The organism is Paenibacillus allorhizosphaerae, assembly GCF_042659105.1.
GTDB lineage: Bacteria > Bacillota > Bacilli > Paenibacillales > NBRC-103111 > Paenibacillus_G > Paenibacillus_G allorhizosphaerae.
This window is the reverse complement of the sequence record NZ_JBHSRV010000009.1, coordinates 163362-182635: the sequence shown is the minus strand read 5'-3', so window position 1 is coordinate 182635 and position 19274 is coordinate 163362. Positions and strand designations below refer to the sequence as shown.

Genomic DNA, 19274 nt, shown 5'->3' with positions numbered 1-19274 from the left:
GCAGGAAAGGCGGTCCTCCGAATGCTTCGTAAAAGAATTCAAAAAAAAGACGACGGCATTATATTCGAGTTGGTGGATAAGCTGCTGCTCCCTTATGCTAGACAGACGATGCCCGAGCTTCGTTTGAATTTACCCATCATTCGCAAGCGTTTGAACGACTGCACTACGTATGTCGACACGGCGGCCGGAGGCCAGACCGTCGGATTCGTATCGCTCAAGCCCGAGAAGGATAGTGTATTTATCGATATGCTAGCCGTTGATCCAAAATATCAAGGCAAAGGCGTCGGAAGCCGGTTGATGCGGCAAGCGGAACGGGTGGCTGCGCTGCACGGCTGCAGTCAAATTCATCTGTGGGTGGACGATGTCAACGGACAGGCGCAGCGATTTTACATGCGGCATGGCTTTGAGCCGGTCCAATACGACCCGCGTCTTCGCTGCTATTTGATGTCAAAGCGATTGCGCTAGCGCATTTTCATAAAGAAACAAGCACCTCGACCATTGAATTTCAATGCGTTTGAGGTGCTTATTTCATATTTGCACGATGGGTTTCGTGAAAAAGATACTGTTTGATGCCCTATGGATGGTAGATCAGGTGAAGGTAAATACCCGTGCGACTATAGGCAGGTCAAGCACTATAGCGCCGCCGAACGGACGGAATCCGGGGAACACGCCGGGGCCAAAGGTTCTGGCGGATTCATTTGCTGGTCTTGCTTTTCGTGACGCCGCTTTTTTGGAAAGCACAGCGGTTTTGCTTGCCTTTGCTTTGGCCGCGGCCGTCGCAGGTCCCTCATTCAATATTAATTTTTGTCCGTCCACGCGGCTTAACGTCCCGAATATTTCCGAGCCGTCTTTAAGAAAAATACATACGGGCTTTCCGTAAAAGGGTCTGCACTTCTCCGCACTGATCGGGTAGATTGCTTTCATCGCATATTCGCCTCCGCAAGAGTTTGCTTTCTACTTCCAGACTATGCACCGCCGCGTCCGTTGTCTGGACGAATGTCCCGGTTTGCCGCGCCCATTTTCTAGGTATAAGCCCCGCCTGCCTGGGCATACTGTTTGATAGATTGATAGATTCGGAAACGGAGTGAGGCAGGGTGCGGACAAAAACGGCAAAGACGGCAAGCTTTCTGGTGATGCTCGGTATTCTCGGTTTATGGCTTCTGCAAGCGGAGCCTGGCATGGCGAGGCCGGAGTCCGGCGCTGCCTCCGATACGGTAAAGATGCTGCAGACCGCGGAGCAGGGTATGTCGGAGCAAACACCCGTAAAGCTTGTGCTGAAGAAAACCGGTCCGTACCGTCCGTATGCGAACGATGATGAGCTGCTTCGATTGGGGCAGGAGTGGAGCCGGGCGCTTCAGATGCCGGTACTGGACGCATTACTGGAGCAGCAAGGGGAGCCTGTATACCGTCAGGAGCGGCAAACGGCGGAAGGCTGCGTGCAAACGCTGCTGCTCACTGCTCTTGGCGCCGGACAATCTTATGCCATTGTGAAAACGGAATGCTCCGAGGTGCCCGCTGCGGAATTGTCGGCGAAAGCGGTCGCAATGCAAGACGCGATGGAGCGGCAGATGGAGAAGCTTCATTTTGAAGGCGTATGGAACGTTATTGCGCAAGGGATGCTGAAAACGCAGTCGTCCGAGGGCGCGCAGGAAGCGTTTCGGAATATTCAAGGTCAGCTGGAAGCCAAAGCGGTAGAGCGGTACGAGGATGCAGGCACGGTCAGCATCTCCTACACATCGGATGTACTGCAGCAATCGGTGGACAGCGGCGAACACCGCATTCATCTGCAAGCGGCGATACACCGGGATTCGCTTACGAAAGCATGGCGCTTGACGATCGGAACGCCGGTAATTACGACAGAGTATTGAATCTCGCTGCGCTTTTCGTTATGCTATAGAAATAACTAGACATAAGGAAAGCTTTGGCAACGTGATTACCAAAAAATGAGGAAAGAATGATGATACAATGTCAAATGCCGTATATTTAATTTTTGGAGCGACCGGGGATTTGGCCCGGCGCAAGCTGTTTCCCGCGTTTTACGCCCTGTACCGCGAACGGAAGCTTGGCGACCGGTTTGCCGTGATCGGCTTGGCCCGGCGCCCCCGGACGAACGAGCAGTTCCGTGAAGATCTGTACGAGTCGATTCAGGAATTCGCGCGGTACAACGTAACGAAGGACGAGCAGTGGTCCTCGTTTGCTGAGCATTTTGAATATATGTCCCTCGATATCAACAACATAGAAGGATTCAGACAGTTGAGCGAGTTGACGGGTACGCTGGACGCGAAGTTCGAGATCGGCGGGAATCGGTTGTATTACCTGGCGCTTGCACCGGAACTGTTCGGCAGCGTATCTCACAATCTGCAGGCGGGCGGCATGCTTGAGGCCGGTGGCTGGCACCGTCTTGTCATCGAAAAGCCGTTCGGTTACGATTTGCCGTCGGCGGAGAAGCTGAATGCGGAAATCCGCCAAGTTTTTGACGAGAGCGATATTTATCGGATCGATCATTATCTTGGCAAAGAGATGGTTCAGAATATCAATGTCGTGCGTTTTGCCAATGCGTTCTTCGAACCGCTGTGGAATCATAAGTACATATCCAACATACAAATTACGCTTAGCGAAACCGTCGGCGTGGAAGACCGCGGCGGGTATTACGACCGGTCCGGCGCGCTTCGGGACATGGGCCAAAACCATATGCTGCAGATGCTTGCCGTTATGGCTATGGAGCCGCCGAGCCGCATGCATCCGGAGGACATCAGGGACGAGAAGGTGAAGGTGTTCCGTTCGCTGCGCGGCTTCCAATCGGCTGCCGAAGTGCGGGCCAATACGGTGCGCGGCCAATATATTTCCGGCACGATGAAGGGCAAACCGGTTCCCGGGTATCGCGAGGAAGAATCCGTTAATCCGGAGTCGACGACGGAAACGTATTTTGCCGCACGCGTGTTCGTCGATAATTTCCGCTGGGCAGGCGTGCCGTTCTATATCCGAACCGGCAAGCGGCTGCCGGTGAAAACGACCGAAGTGGTCGTCGAGTTCAAAAACGTGCCGAACAACGTCTACCTGTCGCGCAAACATAAGCTGGAGCCGAATTTGCTCGTGTTCCGCGTCAATCCGATGGAAGGCATTTACTTTAAAATGAACGCCAAACAGCCGGGCTCCGAAGGGGCCATCATCCCTGTGGCGATGGACTTTTGCCAGAGCTGCCAGGTCGGGCTGAATACGCCGGAAGCTTACGAGCGTCTGCTGTACGATGCGGCGCGCGGGGACTCGACCTACTTTACCCGTTGGGACGAAGTGGCCTTGGCGTGGAAATATGTCGATAAAATTGCTTCCGCATGGGGCGAGCGCACGGAAGATCTGCATCTATACGGCGCAGGAACTTGGGGTCCGGAGCGCGGATCGCAGCTGCTGGCTGAGGACGGCTTCCGCTGGTGGCCGGTCAATGGGCAGGATGAAGGCGAAGTAGCTTGGGAGTTTACGCAGGTCTGACTATGCTTACGAAGTAAGGCATTGCTAACGCAATGCCCAGTATATGCTTACGATGCAAGCATTGCTAACGCAATGCTCAAGCTTATGCTTACGATGCAGGCATTGCTAACGCAATGCCCTTGGGAGGGAACCGCATGTTCAAGCTGTACGACATCTCCATGACGATCAATTCGTCGATTCAAGTGTGGAAAGACAAAGACGCGAAGCGCCCGGCGTTTGCCAACACGAGCAATTTCCAGACCGGGACGACGTACGAATCGCGTATCAGTCTCGATGCGCATACGGGAACGCATCTCGACGCGCCGCTGCACATGCTGGAGAACGGAGCGACGATCGAGTCGATCCCGCTGAGCGATTTGATCGGTACGGCGCGGGTGCTCGATTTGACGCATGTGACGCATGAGATTACGCGGAGCGACCTGGAGCCATTCGCCATTCAGAAAGGCGAATGGATTTTGTTCAAAACACGCAATTCGGACAACGAGAGTCCGAATTTCGACGTCGATTTCGTCTTCCTGCGGGCGGACGGCGCGCAGTATTTGGCCGAAATCGGCATCAAGGGCGTCGGGACGGACGCGCTTGGCATCGAAAGATCACAGGCGGAATATCCGACGCACCGGTCGCTGATGCGAAACAACGTGCTCATTCTCGAAGGGCTGCGCCTCAAGGACGTTCCGGCGGGCAGTTACTTTTTCGTACTGGCACCGCTCAAGCTTGAGGGCATCGAGGCGGCTCCGGCGCGGGCATTTTTGCTCGGATCGTAACACATGAATAGCGAGGAAGAGGGGCTGGAACCAGCCTCTTTTTTCGTGCCCCGAATCTGTGGACGGGACGGGGTTAATTTTTGGGCGGGAGTAGGCAAGGAGGGTAGCGGCGCGATATAATATAAGGATGGGGCGACCCTAGAAAGGGAGATCAGGGGGCATTATTCTTCATGTCAAGACGCGCATTTATTCGTTGGATGCTTGGACTGCTGGTCATGATCGGCGCTGCCGCAACCGCATTATGGAAGCTGCTTGAAACATCGGTCGCGAAGCAAGCAAGCGGCGGTGCAGCCGCCGGCGCCAATCAGGGCGTGACGGCACCGCAGCCGGAGCCTGTTGAGGAGAAGGAACCGGAGAAGTCCGTCGATCCGGCCGTACCGCTGTTTTCGTATTTCATCATTAGCGATCTGCACATTTCGCAGGACGATCCGAATACGATTAAACATTTGAAAGAAGCGCTCGAAGATATGAAGCATTTCGAGTCTCCCGTTGAAGCGCTTGTGATGACGGGCGATTTGACGGAGTACGGACGGGAGAAGGATTATAAAGACCTTCGGAATATTTTGTCCGAATACAAGCTTCCGCCCATGCATGCGAATATGGGGAATCACGACTATTACGACATATGGATCGATAAAAACGGCTGGTTCAATAAGGACACGATGCCCAACAGCAAGACCGACTGGCAGTCCCGTGAAAGATTCCAAAAGTTCTGGGGGCTCGACAAGCCGTATCACGATACGACGTTGAAAGGGTATCATCTGATCCTGCTGTCCCAGGAAACGTACGTTCAGGAGAAACCGGAGGTCGGCGAAGGCGCATGGTACTCGGATGAGCAGCTCGACTGGCTGAAGGAGAGGCTGGCAAGCCATAAAGACGGCAAACCGGTTTTTATTATGACACATCAGCCGCTGCCGCCGGCGGGCCAAGACGGGGGCTCGCATTCGCTCATTCCGGCCAAAAAGTTCCGGGACATTTTGAAGCCGTATCCTAATGTTTTTGTATTTTGCGGTCATCGCCATCAAGATTTTATCGGAACTATGGAACACTATGTAAAAGATAGCTCCGGCTTCCACTACTTTCATAACTCGTCGGTCGGACGGGTGCTCAACCGCAGCTATCAGAATGCGGCGAAAGAACGGTCGCAAGGGTTGTACGTGCAGGTATACTCGGACCGGGTGACATTACGCGGCAGAGAATTTTCAGACCGCACTTGGATTAAAGAAGCCGATTGGACGGTAAAATTAGTGTAAAAAAAGAAAGGAATTTCATCAACATGAGCACCGAAATATCTGAAATATTGAAGAATGAGGTACAGAAACGACGTACCTTTGCGATCATATCGCACCCTGACGCAGGGAAAACGACATTGACCGAAAAGCTGCTGCTTTTCGGGGGTGCCATCCGGCTCGCCGGCACCGTAAAAGGACGGAAAGCAAGCCGCCACGCGACAAGCGACTGGATGGAGATCGAGAAGCAGCGCGGAATCTCCGTCACGTCCAGCGTCATGCAGTTCGATTACAACGGACATCGGGTCAACATTCTCGATACGCCGGGTCACCAGGATTTCAGTGAAGATACGTACCGGACGCTGACGGCCGCCGATAGCGCCGTCATGCTGATCGACTCGGCCAAAGGGGTCGAGGCTCAGACGAAGAAGCTGTTCCAAGTATGCCGCAAGCGGGGCATCCCGATCTTTACGTTCATCAACAAGCTGGACCGCGAGGGGCAAAATCCGTTCGATTTGCTCGAGGAGCTGGAGCAGGTGCTCGGCATCCGTTCCTATCCGATGAACTGGCCGATCGGCATGGGTAAACAATTTTGCGGCGTATACGACCGCAAGCTGACGCAGGTGGAATTGTTTCAGGGCGACGATCACCGCGAAATCAAAGTGCGCAAAGTAAGCGGCTATGACGATCCGGTCGTCAAGGAAATTGCAGGCGAGTTTTTTTACGATCAGCTCGTTCAGGATCTGGAGCTGCTCGATGTGGCCGGCGACGAGTTCGATTTCGAGAAGGTGCGTTCGGGCGAGCTCACTCCGGTGTTTTTCGGCAGCGCGATCAACAACTTTGGCGTGCAGACGTTCCTCGAGAACTTCCTGCAGCTTGCGCCGACGCCGACGCCGCGCAGGAGCAACGAAGGTATGATCGATCCGCTAAACGAGAAGTTTTCCGGCTACGTTTTCAAAATTCAGGCGAACATGAACCCGGCCCACCGCGATCGTATCGCATTCCTGCGCATCTGCTCGGGCAAATTCGAGCGCGGCATGTCGGTGAAGCATGTGCGTGTGGGCAAAGACATTAAGCTGGCGCAGCCGCAGCAGTTTCTCGCGCAGGACCGCGACATTGTGGAAGATGCGTACCCCGGCGATATTATCGGTTTGTTCGACCCGGGCATTTTCCGCATTGGCGATTCGCTCAGCCAAACCGGCGGCGTGGAGTTCGATGAGCTGCCGACTTTCTCCCCGGAGCTGTTCTCCAAAGTAACGGTGAAAAATGCGCTGAAGCACAAGCAGTTCCAGAAAGGCGTCGATCAGCTGACGGAAGAGGGCACGATCCAAGTGTTCAAGACGATCGGCTTCGAGGATTTGATCCTCGGCGTCGTAGGTCAGCTGCAGTTCGAGGTGTTCGAATACCGGATGAAGGCCGAGTACGGCGTGGAAGTGCAGCTGTCGCGAATGAACTATCAATTTGCGCGCTGGCTCGTCGGCGACGACATCGACCCGGGCAAGTTCCGTATCAATTCGCAGCTGGTGAAGGATAAAAAGGACAATCACGTAGCGCTGTTCGAGAACGAATACGCGCTGCGCACGGCAATGGAGAAAAATCCGAATTTGAAGTTCCTGGAGATGGCTCCGTAAAGCTATTGCCATCAGAGAAGATCGCCATGAAAAACCCCATCCCGCAAAATGAACTGCACCTCCAAAGGTTAGATTGCGCTAGCCTCTGGGGAGTTCAAAATGCGGGATGGGGTTTTTAGTGATACATGGACACTCGCAACCGAAAAAAAGTGGGATCGGCTAGGAGCTTGTGACAAGGGTGACAACGGATAGGAACGGACTATCGATTGCGGGCGACAGTCGCCGCCCGGATCACGATCCGGGGCCAAGCGCGATGGGAGTACCGGCTGACGAGGATGGCTCCGCCTTTGGCAGCGTAATCGTGAATGTCGTGCCGATGCCCGGCGTGCTCTCCGCCTCGATCGTGCCGTTATGCGCTTCAACGAGCTGCTTGACAATCGAGAGCCCGAGCCCGGTTTCGCTGCTGGCTTTGCTGCGGGACGGGTCTGCCTTATAAAACCGTTCCCACATGAGCATCAATTCTTCCTTGGACATGCCCCGTCCGGTATCGGCAATTTCGATAATCGTCGTTTGCTCCGTCTCGCGGCCCGATAGGCGAATCGTGCCGTATTCCGTAAACTGAATCGAATTTTTAACGAGATTAATGAATATTTGCGTCAATCGATCGTAGTCTCCGTACACGAGAAGCTCGGGCGCGCATTCGATTTGAATACGCAGCTTCTTCTCCTGCACAAGCACCTCCAGCGATTCGGCCACAATCTCAAGCAGTTCGCCGAGCGGCGTTCGCTTTTTATTGAGCGCAATCATTCCGCCTTCGATCTTCTCCATGTCAAGCAATTCGTTAATCAAGCGGATCAAACGGAACGTTTCTTTCTCAATAATGCCGTAATACTTATACCGTTCCTCCGCTGCGCCGACCAGGCCGTTCTTCAGTCCCTCGATTATGCCCCGGATGGATGTCAGCGGGGTACGCAGCTCGTGCGTCATGTCCATGATGAAATGGCTTCTGCGCATTTCGAATTGCTGCAGCTTGCTTGACGTGATCTCGAGCTGATGCGCCATCGAGTTAAAGTCGCTGGCCAGCTCTCCGAGCTCGTCGGAGCGCTTTACGGGCGAACGGGCCGCATAGTCGCCGGCGGCGATTTGCCGCGTCGTCTGCCTGAGGGAGCTGATGCTCCGGCTCAAGCTGCGCGAGACGAACAAACTGGCGATGACGGCAAGCAGGAAGATGAAGATCGCCATATATACCAGCGCTTTATTCAGCGTCTGTACCGCCGTTTGCATGCCTTTGAGCGGCGAGATGACGAACAGGTAAAAGTCGCCTCGCGCGCCTTTCGTCCGAATCGGCTTGAATATTACGACAAGCGGGTCCTCGGTATTGCGCTGGATAATGAAGCTTTCGTTTTCTTTGGCGCCGAACATTTTCAGCTTCAAGTTGTCCAGAAACGCTTTGGAACGCATGGCGCTCGGCATTCTCGGATCACGGTAGACGAGCTGCCCCGATTTGTCCAGCAATATAAAAGAGATTTTCCGTTCGACGAGCAAATTCCGGAACGATTGCAGCGCCGCTGCAGGCTCTTCCTCTTCTTTGAGCATCGTTCTTGTAACCGCCTTGGAGACGCTGATCAGCTCGTCGGTTTCCAGCTTGTAAATGTATTGCTTCATAAAGTAAGTAAATCCGAAAAAGAGCGGCACCAGAATGAGCAAGGAAATGATGAGATGACTTAGAAACTGGCGCTGAAAAAATGTAAAACGGTAGCGGAACCGCCTTCGTTTCTTACTCATCCATTATTCCTCCAGTTTGTACCCGACACCCCATACGGTAATGATAAGCGGGTGATCCGCCGTAGATACTTTATTGCGAAGCCGCTTGATATGAACATCAACCGTTCGTTCTTCACCCAAGTAATCGTAGCCCCAGATGCTCTCAAGCAGCTGTTCCCTGGTGAACACGCGTTTCGGATAACGGACAAAGAGCGACAGCAGCTCGAATTCTTTCGGCGTCAAATGGGTGATCGTCATGCTTCCGATCGTAGCCGTTCGTGAGGGCAAGTCGATGATGATGTTCTTGTGCCGCAATTGTTCGTCCTTGCTGGAGTCGATGGCGTACGGATCCGGCTCGGGGTGACGCTCCGCTGCACCATTTCCGCGCTGATAACGGCGCAGCACGGCTTTCATTCGAGCGATGAGTTCCATCGGACTGAACGGCTTCGTCACGTAATCGTCGGCGCCGAGTTCCAGGCCGAGAATACGGTCCTGCTCCTGATCGCGGGCGGTCAGCAAAATGACCGGCGTTTCGAAGCGTCGGCGAATCTCACGGCAGAGCGTGATCCCGTCTTTGCCGGGCAGCATCCAGTCCAATATGATGAAGTCCCAGGCATGATGCTCGAGCTGCGCTTCGGCCGACAAACCGTCGTAGACGAATGTCGTTTCATATTTTTCTTTTTGAAAAAACAACTGCAGCATTTCACATACCGAACGATCATCTTCTGCGACCAACAGCTTCATCCGGCCACACTCCCATGGTTCAAATGGCTTATTTTATCTCAAGCATATCCGCTTCGGCTACCGTTGGCAAGACGAAAACAATTGGAGCATCATGGCGAATGCGCCAGACCCGAAATGATGACACGGGCAATTGACACATGTTGTGGCTCATGAGATAATGAACGCGCGTACATAATGGACACAGCAGCAAAATATAATCATGTAGACGAGGAGGCGGAAAGCATCGTAACCCGAAAGGAAGTCGCTGAGTTAGCGGGGGTATCCGAGGCGACCGTTTCTCGTGTCATGAGCGGCGTAGGTCCGATCAAAGCGGAAACGAAGCAGCGGGTACTCGAGGCAGCACAGAGCTTGAATTATCATCCGAACGCGATCGCTCAGAGCTTCGCCCGCCGCCGCAGCGGCAATTTGGGCGTAGTGCTTCCTTACGTGCCGAAAGTACATATTTTTTCGACTTATTATTTCTCGGAAGTGTTAAGCGGGATCGGCGAGCAGGTGAAGGAGATGGGGTATGACATGCTCCTTATGTTTCGGACTCCCGGCGTAGAAAGCGATTACATGCGTATTTTCCGCTCGCAAAAAGTAGATGCTTGCATCATTCTCGGGGCAACGGATACGCCGGGGGAGCGCGCGGAGCTGAGAACGATGGCGGAAGCGGGACTGCCGTTTGGCCTGGTCAATCAGCATTTCAGCGGCGAGCGGTTCCTTGAGATCGATGCCGACCATACGGAGGGCAGTTACAGCGCAGTAAAGCATTTGATCGCCAGAGGATACCGGCGCATTGCGTTTTTGAACGGCTCACCGCAGTATTCGAACAGCGGCGACCGTCTTCGCGGCTATGTGCAAGCGATGCGGGAAGCCGGGTTATTGCCGGGAGTGGAGGCACACCCCGCCGATGCAGAAGCCATCCCGCCGCATTGGTACTACGAAGGCAACTACAGCCGTACAAGCGGATACAAGGCGGCTGCCGAAATGGTCAGGAACCGGGATCGGATCGATGCCGTGTTCGCCTCGAACGACCGGATGGCGATCGGCCTGATGCAAGGACTCCGGGAGCACGGAATCGTACCGGGACGGGATATCGCTATCGTCGGCTACGATGACTCGGACGCCGCCCGCGTGACGGATCCGCCGCTTACAAGCGTCGCGGTTCCATTCTACGAGATGGGAAGGTTGGCGGCGGAGAAAGTGCTTACCCGGGCAGCCGGCGGCAGCGGTGCCGACGAACAGGAGCCGCCCGTATCCATGAAGCTTGATACGAAGCTGGTCATAAGACAATCGTGTGAACGGTAACGCCGGGCCCGCTGCGGCTCAGGTTAATCCACGAGGAGGCGAGAGCAGTTGGAACAAGTTCGTTTGGGCATGATCGGCTATAAATTTATGGGCAAGGCGCACAGCCATGCGTACCGCGATTTGCCGATGTTTTTTCCAAAGACGGCCAAACCGGTCATGAAGGCGATTTGCGGGCGTGACGCGCAAGGGGTACAACAGGCGGCGAAGCAGTTCGGATGGGAAAGCTGGAATACGGACTGGCGGGAGCTTGTGCAGCGCGACGATATCGATCTGATCGATATCAATGCGCCGAGCGACGCGCACAAGGAAATCGCGCTTGCGGCTGCGGCGGCGGGCAAGCATGTCTTCTGCGAGAAGCCGCTCGCGCTGACGCTGGCCGATTCTCGCGAAATGCTGCAGGCGGTCGAAGTCGCGGGCGTCAAGCATATGGTCGGCTTCAATTATCGGTTTGCACCGGCGGTTCAGCTGGCGAAGAAGCTGATCACGGAAGGCCGCCTAGGCCAAATCTATCATTTCCGCGCCTGGTTTTTGCAGGATTGGATCGTCGATCCGGCGTTCCCGCTTGTTTGGCGGCTGCAGAAAGAAATTGCCGGCTCCGGTTCTCACGGCGATTTGGGGGCGCATCTGATCGACTTGGCGCATTTCCTCGTCGGCGGCATGACCGAGGTGATCGGGATGAACGAAACGTTCATCAAGGAACGTCCGCTGCCTTCTTCGATGACCGGGCTGAGTGCCAAAGGCAGCAACGATGCGCCCAAAGGTCCCGTTACAGTCGACGACGCTACGCTGTTCATGGCCCGCTTCGAGAGCGGGGCGCTCGGCAGCTTCGAAGCGACGCGTTTCGCGCCTGGACATCGCTGCACGAACGCATTCGAGATTAACGGCAGTAAGGGCAGCGTGAAATTCGACTTTGAACGGATGAACGAGCTGCAGGTTTATTTTACGGACGACGCGGACGATGTGCAGGGCTTTCGGCGCGTGCTGGCGACGGACCCGTCTCATGCGTATGCCGACGCCTGGTGGCCGCCGGGCCATACGATCGGCTACGAGCACACATTCATCCACGAGACGGTCGAGCTGATGCAAGCGATTGCGGAAGGTCGCCAGCCGGTGCCGAATTTCGCGGACGGCGTCAAATGCCAGCAGGTGCTGGAAGCGGTCGATTGGTCGATTGAACAGCGCCGCTGGGTACGGATCGAAGAACTATAAGCGAAGCGAGGAGCGTGAGCCGGATGAAGCAAGCGTTGATTGTATGGGGAGGATGGCTCGGCCATGAGCCGAAGGAAGTGGCCGACATTTTCAATGAAGTGCTCGGGGAGCAAGGCTTCGAGGTCGAAGTGTCCGATACGCTGGATGTGTTCAACGATAAGGAGAAGCTGCTGGCGCTCGATCTGATCGTGCCCGTATGGACGATGGGTAAAATTTCCAAAGAGCAGGCAGGCAACGTTTCGGTTGCCGTCCAGAGCGGGGTAGGCATCGCCGGTTGTCACGGGGGCATGTGTGACGCGTTCCGGGATAATGTCGACTGGCAGTTTATGACGGGCGGCCAATGGGTGGCGCATCCGGGGAATGACGGCGTCGAGTATAAAGTAAACGTTAAGTACAGCTCCAGTTCGCTGCTCGAGGGGATCGAAGATTTCGATGCGAAAAGCGAGCAGTACTATCTCCATGTCGATCCCGCTGTCGAAGTGCTGGCAACGACGCGGTTTCCGGTCGTACAGGGACCGCATTCCCTCAATAAAGCGGTCGATATGCCGGTCGTCTGGACGAAGCGATGGGGCGTGGGACGCGTATTTTATTGTTCGCTCGGGCATAAGGCAAACATCGTGGAAATGCCGCCGGTGAAAGAGATCATGCGGCGCGGCTTCGTATGGTGCGCGGAAGGCAGAGCAATGGCGGAAGCCGCCAAGCAAAAGCAAGCGGCGAATTCGGCATATACGGGAATGGGCGACAGCCAATAAACGAATCGGGAGAGGGAGACCTTACGATGGAAAAAATCAAAGTGGGTATCGTCGGCTGCGGCAAAATCAGCGGCGCTTACTTTAAAAATTTGAAAACGTACGCCGCGGTTGAGGTGGCGGCCTGCTCCGATCTCGACCTTGCCCGCGCCGCGGCCAGCGCTGAGGAATACGGCATTCCGAAAGCGTGCTCGGTCGCGGAGTTGCTTGCCGATCCGGCTATTGATCTCGTCATCAATCTCACGATTCCGGCCGCGCATGCGGACGTATGCATCCAGGCGCTCGAAGCCGGCAAGCATGTGTACGTCGAGAAGCCGCTTGCCGTGACGCGGGAGGAAGGTCAGGCGATTTTGGCGAAAGCGGCGGAGAAACAGCTGCTCGTCGGCAGCGCTCCGGACACGTTCCTTGGCGGCGGCATCCAAACGTGCATCAAGCTGATCGACGACGGCTGGATCGGCACGCCGGTGGCCGCGACTGCTTTCATGATGGGCCGGGGGCATGAGCATTGGCATCCGGACCCGGAGTTTTACTACGCTAAAGGCGGCGGCCCAATGTTCGATATGGGCCCGTATTATTTGACGGCGCTGATCGCGATGCTCGGCCCGATTTCGCGTATCACCGGATCGGCGAAAGTTACTTTCCCGGAACGGACGATCACAAGCGAGAAGAAGTACGGCAAGACGATACAGGTGGATACCCCGACGCATGTGGCGGGCATTATGGATTTTCACAGCGGGGTGATCGGCACGATTATCACCTCCTTTGACGTCTTCGGTGGAGCTCAGCTTCCGCGTATCGAAGTATACGGGAGCTTGGGTACGCTCAGCGTACCGGACCCGAACACGTTCGGAGGACCTGTCATGCTGAAGCGGCATGACGCCAAAGAGTGGAAGGAAATTCCGCTCACCCACGGTTATACCGATAACAGCCGCGGGCTGGGCGTACTGGATATGGCTTACGCGATTCGCGGCGGACGGATCAACCGGACCTGCGGCCAGCTCGCTTATCATGTGCTCGAAGCGATGCACGCTTTCCACGATGCGTCGGACGAGGGCAAGCATTATGCGATGAAGAGCATTTGCGAGCGTCCGGCACCGATGTCGCAAGGATTGGTGCGCAGCATACTCGATTGAACCGCAAAAAAGCGCAGGGCACGGGGATAATGCCTTGCGCTTTTTTCTTTGTGCAATGCAGACGCAGACCGTCTAAGCCAAATGCTCTTTCAACGTCGTGACCATCTGGTCCTGCATACCGGCTTCGCTATGCTTCCAAATGATTTCAAAAAGAACGCCGAGACCGGGGAGCACGCGCTCTTCCCCGTCAATAGAGTCCTCAATCACGTCTTGAAGTTCATCGTTATTTTTATCCTGCATGCGTTGAATAATGGCTTGTCTCAAGTTAAGGTTCATGATCGGCCCTCGCTTTATGTTGGTTCGTCTACCTTGATCGCGGCAGTTTACTCCTTTATTATGCTCGGATTCCCATTTTTTCATGCTTCTTTTTTCGCATCTTACACGTCACGACGGGGGCGCTGCCGTAATTTTGTGCTTGATCGATACGACTGCTATAATAGAACCCGAAAGGGGATGAGCGGCTGTGAAAAAACAATTTGCAGTCATCGGCCTGGGCCGGTTCGGTTTCAGCGTGGCCAAAACGTTAGCGGACTTCGACTTCGAGGTGCTGGCTATCGACAGCAACGAACAGCGTACGCAAGAGGCATCGAACGTCGTTACGCACGTGGTACAGGCGGATTCGACCGATGAGGAGGCGCTGCGCGCCCTTGGATTGCGCAACTTCGACGTGGTGGTTGTCGCCATCGGGCAGGACATTCAGGCGAGCATCCTGACGACGATTATCGTGAAGGAGATCGGCGTGCCGAAGGTCGTCGTGAAAGCGCAGAACGAATTGCACGGCAAAGTGCTCAAAAAAGTGGGCGCCGACAAGGTCATCTACCCCGAGCGCGACATGGGGATGCGGGTAGCGCATCATCTCGTTTCGTCCAACATTATCGACTACATCGAATTGTCCGATGATTACAGCATTGTAGAAATCGCCGCAGCGCCTGCGATGATCGGCAAAAACTTGCGCCAGCTCGATATTCGCGCCAAATTCGGCTGCAACGTCATGGCCGTAAAGAACGGGGATAAAATGAATATCGCTCCGCATGCGGAGGATTTGATAAAGGAAGGCGACGTTCTTGTGGTCGTCGGGAAAAACACGGATTTGCAGCATTTTGAAGTTGCCTTTGCCGATTAATCGGAACGGAATAGGAGTAGCGGAATTTTATGGAAAAGTTAGGGAAAGAACAGGCGGCGCTCTCTTCCGTACAAAACGATCGCGTGAAGCAGTGGACGCAGCTGCTGGATCGGAAAGGTCGGGACAAGCAGGGACGGTTTCTGATCGAGGGCATTCACCTGGCCGAAGAGGCACTTCGCAGCGACGTCCCGCCGGAAGTGCTGATTTATTCGGCGGAACGCGCGGAAGCATCCTTGCGCTTGCGGAAAGAAGCGGCGGCGCTCGGCATCGAATGCGTGGCGGTAACGGAATCGGTGCTAGCGAAGTGCACCGATACGGAAACGCCGCAGCCGGTGTTCTGCGTCGTGCCGAAGCTGCCGTGGCGGCCGGCCGATTTGCTCGCCGCCAGCGAGAAGGGCGGGCTGGTTGCCGTCATTGACGGGATGCAGGACCCCGGCAATCTTGGCACAATCATTCGGAGCGCCGACGCCGTAGGAGCATCCGGTATTTTGCTCGGCAAAGGAACGGTCGACCTGTATAATCCGAAGACCGTCCGTTCCACGATGGGCTCGTTGTTTCATCTGCCGATCGTGCAGGGCGATTTGCAAGAGTGGCTTCCGCAGGCGGCAAGCCGCGGCGTGAATGTCGTATCTACCCGCTTGGAAGAAGCGGTCAGCATATATGAATACGACTTTCGGCAGCCGACATGGTTCGTGATCGGCAACGAAGGGCAGGGCGTGTCTGCAACCGTGCAGCAGCTGGCGCGGCATCATGTACGGATTCCGATGCAGGGCAGCGCTGAGTCGCTCAACGCCGCGATGGCTGCGACGGTCGTGTTGTTCGAGGCGATGCGGCAGCGGGGGAATTAGGGAGCGCAGTTAAAGCCAATGTCAGTTATAACTTAAATTGAGACTGATTTTAAGATAGTTTGAGACTGTTTATAACATCAAAATGAGACAACCTGATGGCAGCAAATCCCTTATCGTACAATGATTTGCTGCCATTTGGTTTATGTTAGGTCAATATAGATCATGCACAAAAAGCTTACTTCTAGGCCAAGGAGGGTAACTATGGAGTTTGTAGTAAATTCTTATATCGGAGCTGGAAAGGTATTGCTTGGAATGACCCCAAATGATAGTTCAAGAAGCCCTAGGAGTCTCCCCTATAAAAAGATTTCGTAAATCTAAAGATGACGAGCTTGAAACAGATTCTTACCAGTGGTGTTTTGTGTATTATAAAAAAACCAGGTATATGTGACGCGATTGAATTTCACCTTCCTGCTTCAGTAGTTTTTAATGGGCATAACCTTCTTGGAAAATCGTACGCGGAGGCAAGGGAGATTTTAAGTAAGTTAGATAACACGTTGCAATTTGATGAATCTGGTCTTACTTCCATAAAATAGGGCTTTGCAGTATACGCTCCATTTGCAGAAGAGGATCCATCAGAGCCTGTAGAAGGGGTAATTGTATTCGAGGAAGGTTACTACGATTAACTATTAGATTTATCAATAATTTTGTATAAAAAGTAAAATCGTTTGAGTACGTCCGGCACGGTACCCAGTGTCTGATCGACAACAGGGAAATGGCGACAGGCCAGATCCTTGCGCCGACGGTGGGTGACTCCCGCTCGGGGCGGGATTTCGTCAAGCATCTGAGTGTCTGCTTGCGCAGGATCCGGACGGGGAGTGAATACCCGTCACCGACCAACTCGATATTCAACTCTCCGAAAGTGTTGTCCGTCTCATCGCGAGACATTGCGGAATCGACGAGTCTGAACTGGGCACCAAGTACAAGGAAGGTGTGCTGAAATCAAAGGCGTCCCGTTCTGCATTTCTCACGAAACGCACCCATCGCATCCGGTTTGTCTACACCAAGCATTGCTCGTGGCTCAACCCGATTGAAATCTGGTTCAGTACTCTGGTACGGCGACTGATCCGGCGAGGCAACTTTACGTCGAAGCAGGACTTAAGGGAACAACTACTCTCTTTTAAACGCTACTTCAATGACACATGGCTACACGTTAAGTGGACGTACGCCGGCAAGATTTTGCAACGCTAATTGTTTGATAATTTATGCATCACTGTATTAGCGGCTAGACCGTAAAAATGCCGTAATCGCGATTGGAACGGTTACTGCGGCTGTCTTGGAAAAGGCTGTTGTCCGGGGAGTCACAGCCGCCCGACAATAATCATTTTTTGTGGTTTGCCGGTCAGTGCGCGGCCCGGACAGGGAACATCCCGTCCGGGCTAGGACTTTTCGGTCGAATCATTTTTTGCGGGGGAGTCCCTTGCCGTGAACAACCTTAAGCGGCCGCATCATATCGTAATCTTCGTGCTCTAGAATATGGCAATGCAAACGTAGTTGCCCGTATAGGGTACGAAATATAGCGTTGATTTTTGTAACAAATCCCGGCGGTACCCGAACAACATCTTTATTCCCGCGTTCGTTAGGTGATGGAGGAATTGCAGGACCAGTGTAGTGTAGCGTATTTTTTTCGTCTTGTTATAGTAATTCACATCGAACGGTCTGCGGCTGAGAATTTGGAAATGAACCAGATGTGTGTGCATAGAATGCGTGTTAGTTTCCGGGTTAACGAAGTTCCATACTTCAATGGAACCCGACTTTGGCCGCTGCGTAGCCAGCCAATCCTTTGCCGTTTAACAACTGAACCTGCCTCCCGAATTTATCGGGGGATGAGTTTAGCTCGAGATACGTTAAATTTGCCAATGCTATCTTTGATAATGTAACGAATCCCACGGTCCTGCACGGCACCATGGAATGTCGCTCTTGGAAGCACGCGGGGTTGATTAACCCTTCACCGTTCTATGGTCAGTCCCTTCCCTGCTGTCATCTTAGAATCGACGTAGCACTACCACCAGGCTGCAATGAAAATGAAATACATCAAATTCCGCAGCCACTTTTTTCAGGAAGATCCATTTGACGGAGTCGCGTTTGGACGGCGAAACGCTCTGCTGTTCGAGACATATATCGGTTTGAATCTGAGGTTGGATCGATCGAAATGGCAAATATCGCCTCCATACCAATGTCCATTAATGCCGAGTCAAGGGGTGCATCTACCCACCATAAGGCAGGTGCAGAACTTTCATTTAGACCCACCTTCTTCACAACTGTTTGTAGACACTGATGAGCATTTGTGCGACTTTGTCATAGTTATGGGTTTGTTCCACATAGCTGCGGCCGGCCGACCCGAGTTTTGGCCAGTCCTCCGGCCGGTTTAATAAATCCTTCAATACCTCATAGACGGTATCGGGGTTAGCGCTGACGATCGGGAAACCGGGAGGGAAAGTGCTGTGAAGATCGTCACGGATATAACATATGACGGGCTTTCCCATCGCCATTGCTTCCATGCTTAAATTCGCGTACGTTCCAACGGTCAGTTGGTCGATAATAATGGTCGATTTTTGAAAAATCTGTTTTGCCTGTTCGCGCGGGACGTTTTCAACCAAACGAAATTGAAATTTTCGGCCTTCTCTCTTTAACCGTTCTACAGCCTGCAGCACAAACTCCGTGCCTTTCACCCTGCGGTGCGACGGCGCATGGACAACTACCGGCTCGGCATAGGGAGATGGATACTCGGGAGTAAATTCACGGGCGTCGATCGCATAAGGGATGATGTGCACTTTTTTAAAATACGGTTCGACTTGAGGCAATAATTCATGATCGTTGATGATGGCATGATCGATGTAGGCAGAATTAAGCTCTAGATTCTCCCTAATCCTTTCTTCTGTCCAGGGCTCCCTTACTTGAACATATGGATTGTTATATTTTCTTGCTATCGACGGCATACGCGCTTCGTCTCCGTTAAAATGAGCCACCAGCTTTTTTCCTAAGCCCTTCAGAATTTTCAAATCTCTCTTATCAGGCGCAAAAAAAGTTGAACCGAAATGAAAATGGAAGATGCCGTATGTTTCTAACGCTTCCTCCAAATAGGCATCCCGAATCTTTACTCTAAGATCCATGGGATATAGATCCAAATTCAAACAAACATCAGACAGGTAGGCGTAAACGTCTTTATAAAAGCTGCAAGAGGTTGCATGTACGCCACGAGAACGCAATGCACGAGCCAAAGTGCTAGTTCCGATGCCGTGTGGAGAGAGATGGACTTTCTCTTTGATTGTGTCATATTTTTGGTTTGGATTTTCGAATGGTTTAATGGACACGTAATTGCTTATAATTTCCTGTCTTGATAGCCTATTCATTATTTTAATTCCCT

General features: G+C 53.5%; 19 protein-coding genes. 13 read left to right on the top strand and 6 right to left on the bottom strand.

Annotated features, from left to right (window positions below):
- Positions 1-21 precede the first annotated feature (21 nt).
- A complete protein-coding gene (locus tag ACFQI7_RS27145; protein WP_218100668.1) occupies positions 22-465 on the top strand; it encodes a GNAT family N-acetyltransferase in 444 nt (147 codons plus the stop codon).
- A gap of 123 nt (positions 466-588) precedes the next feature.
- Here the strand turns inward: ACFQI7_RS27145 and ACFQI7_RS27140 are convergent, their stop codons facing one another.
- Positions 589-924 carry a hypothetical protein gene (locus tag ACFQI7_RS27140; protein ID WP_218100669.1) on the bottom strand — a complete coding sequence of 112 codons (336 nt, stop codon included), beginning with the start codon at positions 922-924 and terminating at the stop codon, positions 589-591.
- A 170-nt stretch (positions 925-1094) separates the two neighbouring features.
- Between ACFQI7_RS27140 and ACFQI7_RS27135 the strand changes: the two genes are divergently transcribed.
- The 5 genes from ACFQI7_RS27135 (at position 1095) to ACFQI7_RS27115 (ending at position 7110) form a co-directional block, all read left to right on the top strand.
- A complete protein-coding gene (locus ACFQI7_RS27135) occupies positions 1095-1868 on the top strand; it encodes a YwmB family TATA-box binding protein (protein WP_218100670.1) in 774 nt (257 codons plus the stop codon).
- Between the two features lie 97 nt (positions 1869-1965).
- Positions 1966-3486 (top strand): glucose-6-phosphate dehydrogenase, encoded by a 1521-nt coding sequence (gene zwf / locus ACFQI7_RS27130; RefSeq protein WP_218100671.1) that lies wholly within the window; start codon positions 1966-1968, stop codon positions 3484-3486.
- Positions 3487-3620: 134 nt separating this feature from the next.
- The gene (locus ACFQI7_RS27125) at positions 3621-4250 is read left to right on the top strand and encodes a cyclase family protein (RefSeq protein WP_218100672.1); all 630 of its coding nucleotides are present in this window, start codon (positions 3621-3623) and stop codon (positions 4248-4250) included.
- Positions 4251-4420: 170 nt separating this feature from the next.
- Positions 4421-5503, top strand: coding sequence for a metallophosphoesterase family protein (locus tag ACFQI7_RS27120; RefSeq protein WP_218100673.1), 1083 nt, complete (start codon positions 4421-4423; stop codon positions 5501-5503).
- 23 nt (positions 5504-5526) lie between these two features.
- Positions 5527-7110: a peptide chain release factor 3 gene (locus tag ACFQI7_RS27115; protein ID WP_218100674.1), complete on the top strand. Its 1584-nt coding sequence runs from the start codon at positions 5527-5529 to the stop codon at positions 7108-7110.
- 231 nt (positions 7111-7341) lie between these two features.
- Here ACFQI7_RS27115 and ACFQI7_RS27110 read toward each other — a convergent pair whose 3' ends face one another.
- Both ACFQI7_RS27110 and ACFQI7_RS27105 read right to left on the bottom strand, forming a co-directional pair.
- On the bottom strand, positions 7342-8835 hold the full coding sequence (locus ACFQI7_RS27110) for a sensor histidine kinase (RefSeq protein ID WP_218100675.1): 1494 nt from the start codon (positions 8833-8835) through the stop codon (positions 7342-7344).
- A gap of 3 nt (positions 8836-8838) precedes the next feature.
- A complete protein-coding gene (locus ACFQI7_RS27105) occupies positions 8839-9558 on the bottom strand; it encodes a response regulator transcription factor (protein WP_218100676.1) in 720 nt (239 codons plus the stop codon).
- Positions 9559-9732: 174 nt separating this feature from the next.
- Between ACFQI7_RS27105 and ACFQI7_RS27100 the strand changes: the two genes are divergently transcribed.
- Genes ACFQI7_RS27100 through ACFQI7_RS27085 form a run of 4 tightly spaced genes read left to right on the top strand, consistent with a single transcriptional unit; the run spans position 9733 to position 13939 of the window.
- The gene (locus ACFQI7_RS27100) at positions 9733-10848 is read left to right on the top strand and encodes a LacI family DNA-binding transcriptional regulator (RefSeq protein WP_218100677.1); all 1116 of its coding nucleotides are present in this window, start codon (positions 9733-9735) and stop codon (positions 10846-10848) included.
- A gap of 48 nt (positions 10849-10896) precedes the next feature.
- Positions 10897-12057: a Gfo/Idh/MocA family protein gene (locus ACFQI7_RS27095; protein ID WP_218100678.1), complete on the top strand. Its 1161-nt coding sequence runs from the start codon at positions 10897-10899 to the stop codon at positions 12055-12057.
- 23 nt (positions 12058-12080) lie between these two features.
- Positions 12081-12809, top strand: coding sequence for a ThuA domain-containing protein (locus ACFQI7_RS27090; protein WP_218100679.1), 729 nt, complete (start codon positions 12081-12083; stop codon positions 12807-12809).
- Positions 12810-12835: 26 nt separating this feature from the next.
- Positions 12836-13939, top strand: a complete 1104-nt coding sequence (locus tag ACFQI7_RS27085; RefSeq protein WP_218100680.1) for a Gfo/Idh/MocA family protein — start codon at positions 12836-12838, stop codon at positions 13937-13939.
- Positions 13940-14011: 72 nt separating this feature from the next.
- Here the strand turns inward: ACFQI7_RS27085 and sspI are convergent, their stop codons facing one another.
- On the bottom strand, positions 14012-14215 hold the full coding sequence (gene sspI / locus ACFQI7_RS27080) for a small acid-soluble spore protein SspI (RefSeq protein WP_218100681.1): 204 nt from the start codon (positions 14213-14215) through the stop codon (positions 14012-14014).
- A 187-nt stretch (positions 14216-14402) separates the two neighbouring features.
- Here sspI and ACFQI7_RS27075 point away from each other — a divergent pair, with 187 nt between their 5' ends.
- The 3 genes from ACFQI7_RS27075 to ACFQI7_RS27065 all read left to right on the top strand — a co-directional run bounded on the left by ACFQI7_RS27075 (position 14403) and on the right by ACFQI7_RS27065 (position 17098).
- Entirely contained in the window at positions 14403-15062 is a 660-nt protein-coding gene (locus ACFQI7_RS27075) for a potassium channel family protein (RefSeq protein WP_218100682.1), read from the top strand.
- 29 nt (positions 15063-15091) lie between these two features.
- A complete protein-coding gene (locus ACFQI7_RS27070) occupies positions 15092-15910 on the top strand; it encodes a TrmH family RNA methyltransferase (protein ID WP_218100683.1) in 819 nt (272 codons plus the stop codon).
- 930 nt (positions 15911-16840) lie between these two features.
- The gene (locus ACFQI7_RS27065) at positions 16841-17098 is read left to right on the top strand and encodes a transposase (protein WP_377517913.1); all 258 of its coding nucleotides are present in this window, start codon (positions 16841-16843) and stop codon (positions 17096-17098) included.
- A gap of 207 nt (positions 17099-17305) precedes the next feature.
- Here the strand turns inward: ACFQI7_RS27065 and ACFQI7_RS27060 are convergent, their stop codons facing one another.
- Both ACFQI7_RS27060 and ACFQI7_RS27055 read right to left on the bottom strand, forming a co-directional pair.
- Positions 17306-17503, bottom strand: a complete 198-nt coding sequence (locus ACFQI7_RS27060) for a multicopper oxidase domain-containing protein (protein WP_268966841.1) — start codon at positions 17501-17503, stop codon at positions 17306-17308.
- Positions 17504-18162: 659 nt separating this feature from the next.
- Entirely contained in the window at positions 18163-19260 is a 1098-nt protein-coding gene (locus ACFQI7_RS27055; RefSeq protein ID WP_218100684.1) for a glycosyltransferase family 4 protein, read from the bottom strand.
- Positions 19261-19274 lie beyond the last annotated feature (14 nt).

What these genes read in the sequence shown, in the direction of transcription:
- ACFQI7_RS27145 (WP_218100668.1), top strand. Translation starts at nt 22, where the DNA reads ATGCTTCGTAAAAGAATTCAAAAAAAAGACGACGGCATTATATTCGAG.
- ACFQI7_RS27140 (WP_218100669.1), bottom strand. Translation starts at nt 924, where the DNA reads ATGAAAGCAATCTACCCGATCAGTGCGGAGAAGTGCAGACCCTTTTAC.
- zwf (WP_218100671.1), top strand. Translation starts at nt 1,966, where the DNA reads ATGTCAAATGCCGTATATTTAATTTTTGGAGCGACCGGGGATTTGGCC.
- ACFQI7_RS27125 (WP_218100672.1), top strand. Translation starts at nt 3,621, where the DNA reads ATGTTCAAGCTGTACGACATCTCCATGACGATCAATTCGTCGATTCAA.
- ACFQI7_RS27120 (WP_218100673.1), top strand. Translation starts at nt 4,421, where the DNA reads ATGTCAAGACGCGCATTTATTCGTTGGATGCTTGGACTGCTGGTCATG.
- ACFQI7_RS27115 (WP_218100674.1), top strand. Translation starts at nt 5,527, where the DNA reads ATGAGCACCGAAATATCTGAAATATTGAAGAATGAGGTACAGAAACGA.
- ACFQI7_RS27110 (WP_218100675.1), bottom strand. Translation starts at nt 8,835, where the DNA reads ATGAGTAAGAAACGAAGGCGGTTCCGCTACCGTTTTACATTTTTTCAG.
- ACFQI7_RS27105 (WP_218100676.1), bottom strand. Translation starts at nt 9,558, where the DNA reads ATGAAGCTGTTGGTCGCAGAAGATGATCGTTCGGTATGTGAAATGCTG.
- ACFQI7_RS27100 (WP_218100677.1), top strand. Translation starts at nt 9,733, where the DNA reads ATGGACACAGCAGCAAAATATAATCATGTAGACGAGGAGGCGGAAAGC.
- ACFQI7_RS27090 (WP_218100679.1), top strand. Translation starts at nt 12,081, where the DNA reads ATGAAGCAAGCGTTGATTGTATGGGGAGGATGGCTCGGCCATGAGCCG.
- ACFQI7_RS27085 (WP_218100680.1), top strand. Translation starts at nt 12,836, where the DNA reads ATGGAAAAAATCAAAGTGGGTATCGTCGGCTGCGGCAAAATCAGCGGC.
- sspI (WP_218100681.1), bottom strand. Translation starts at nt 14,215, where the DNA reads ATGAACCTTAACTTGAGACAAGCCATTATTCAACGCATGCAGGATAAA.
- ACFQI7_RS27070 (WP_218100683.1), top strand. Translation starts at nt 15,092, where the DNA reads ATGGAAAAGTTAGGGAAAGAACAGGCGGCGCTCTCTTCCGTACAAAAC.
- ACFQI7_RS27055 (WP_218100684.1), bottom strand. Translation starts at nt 19,260, where the DNA reads ATGAATAGGCTATCAAGACAGGAAATTATAAGCAATTACGTGTCCATT.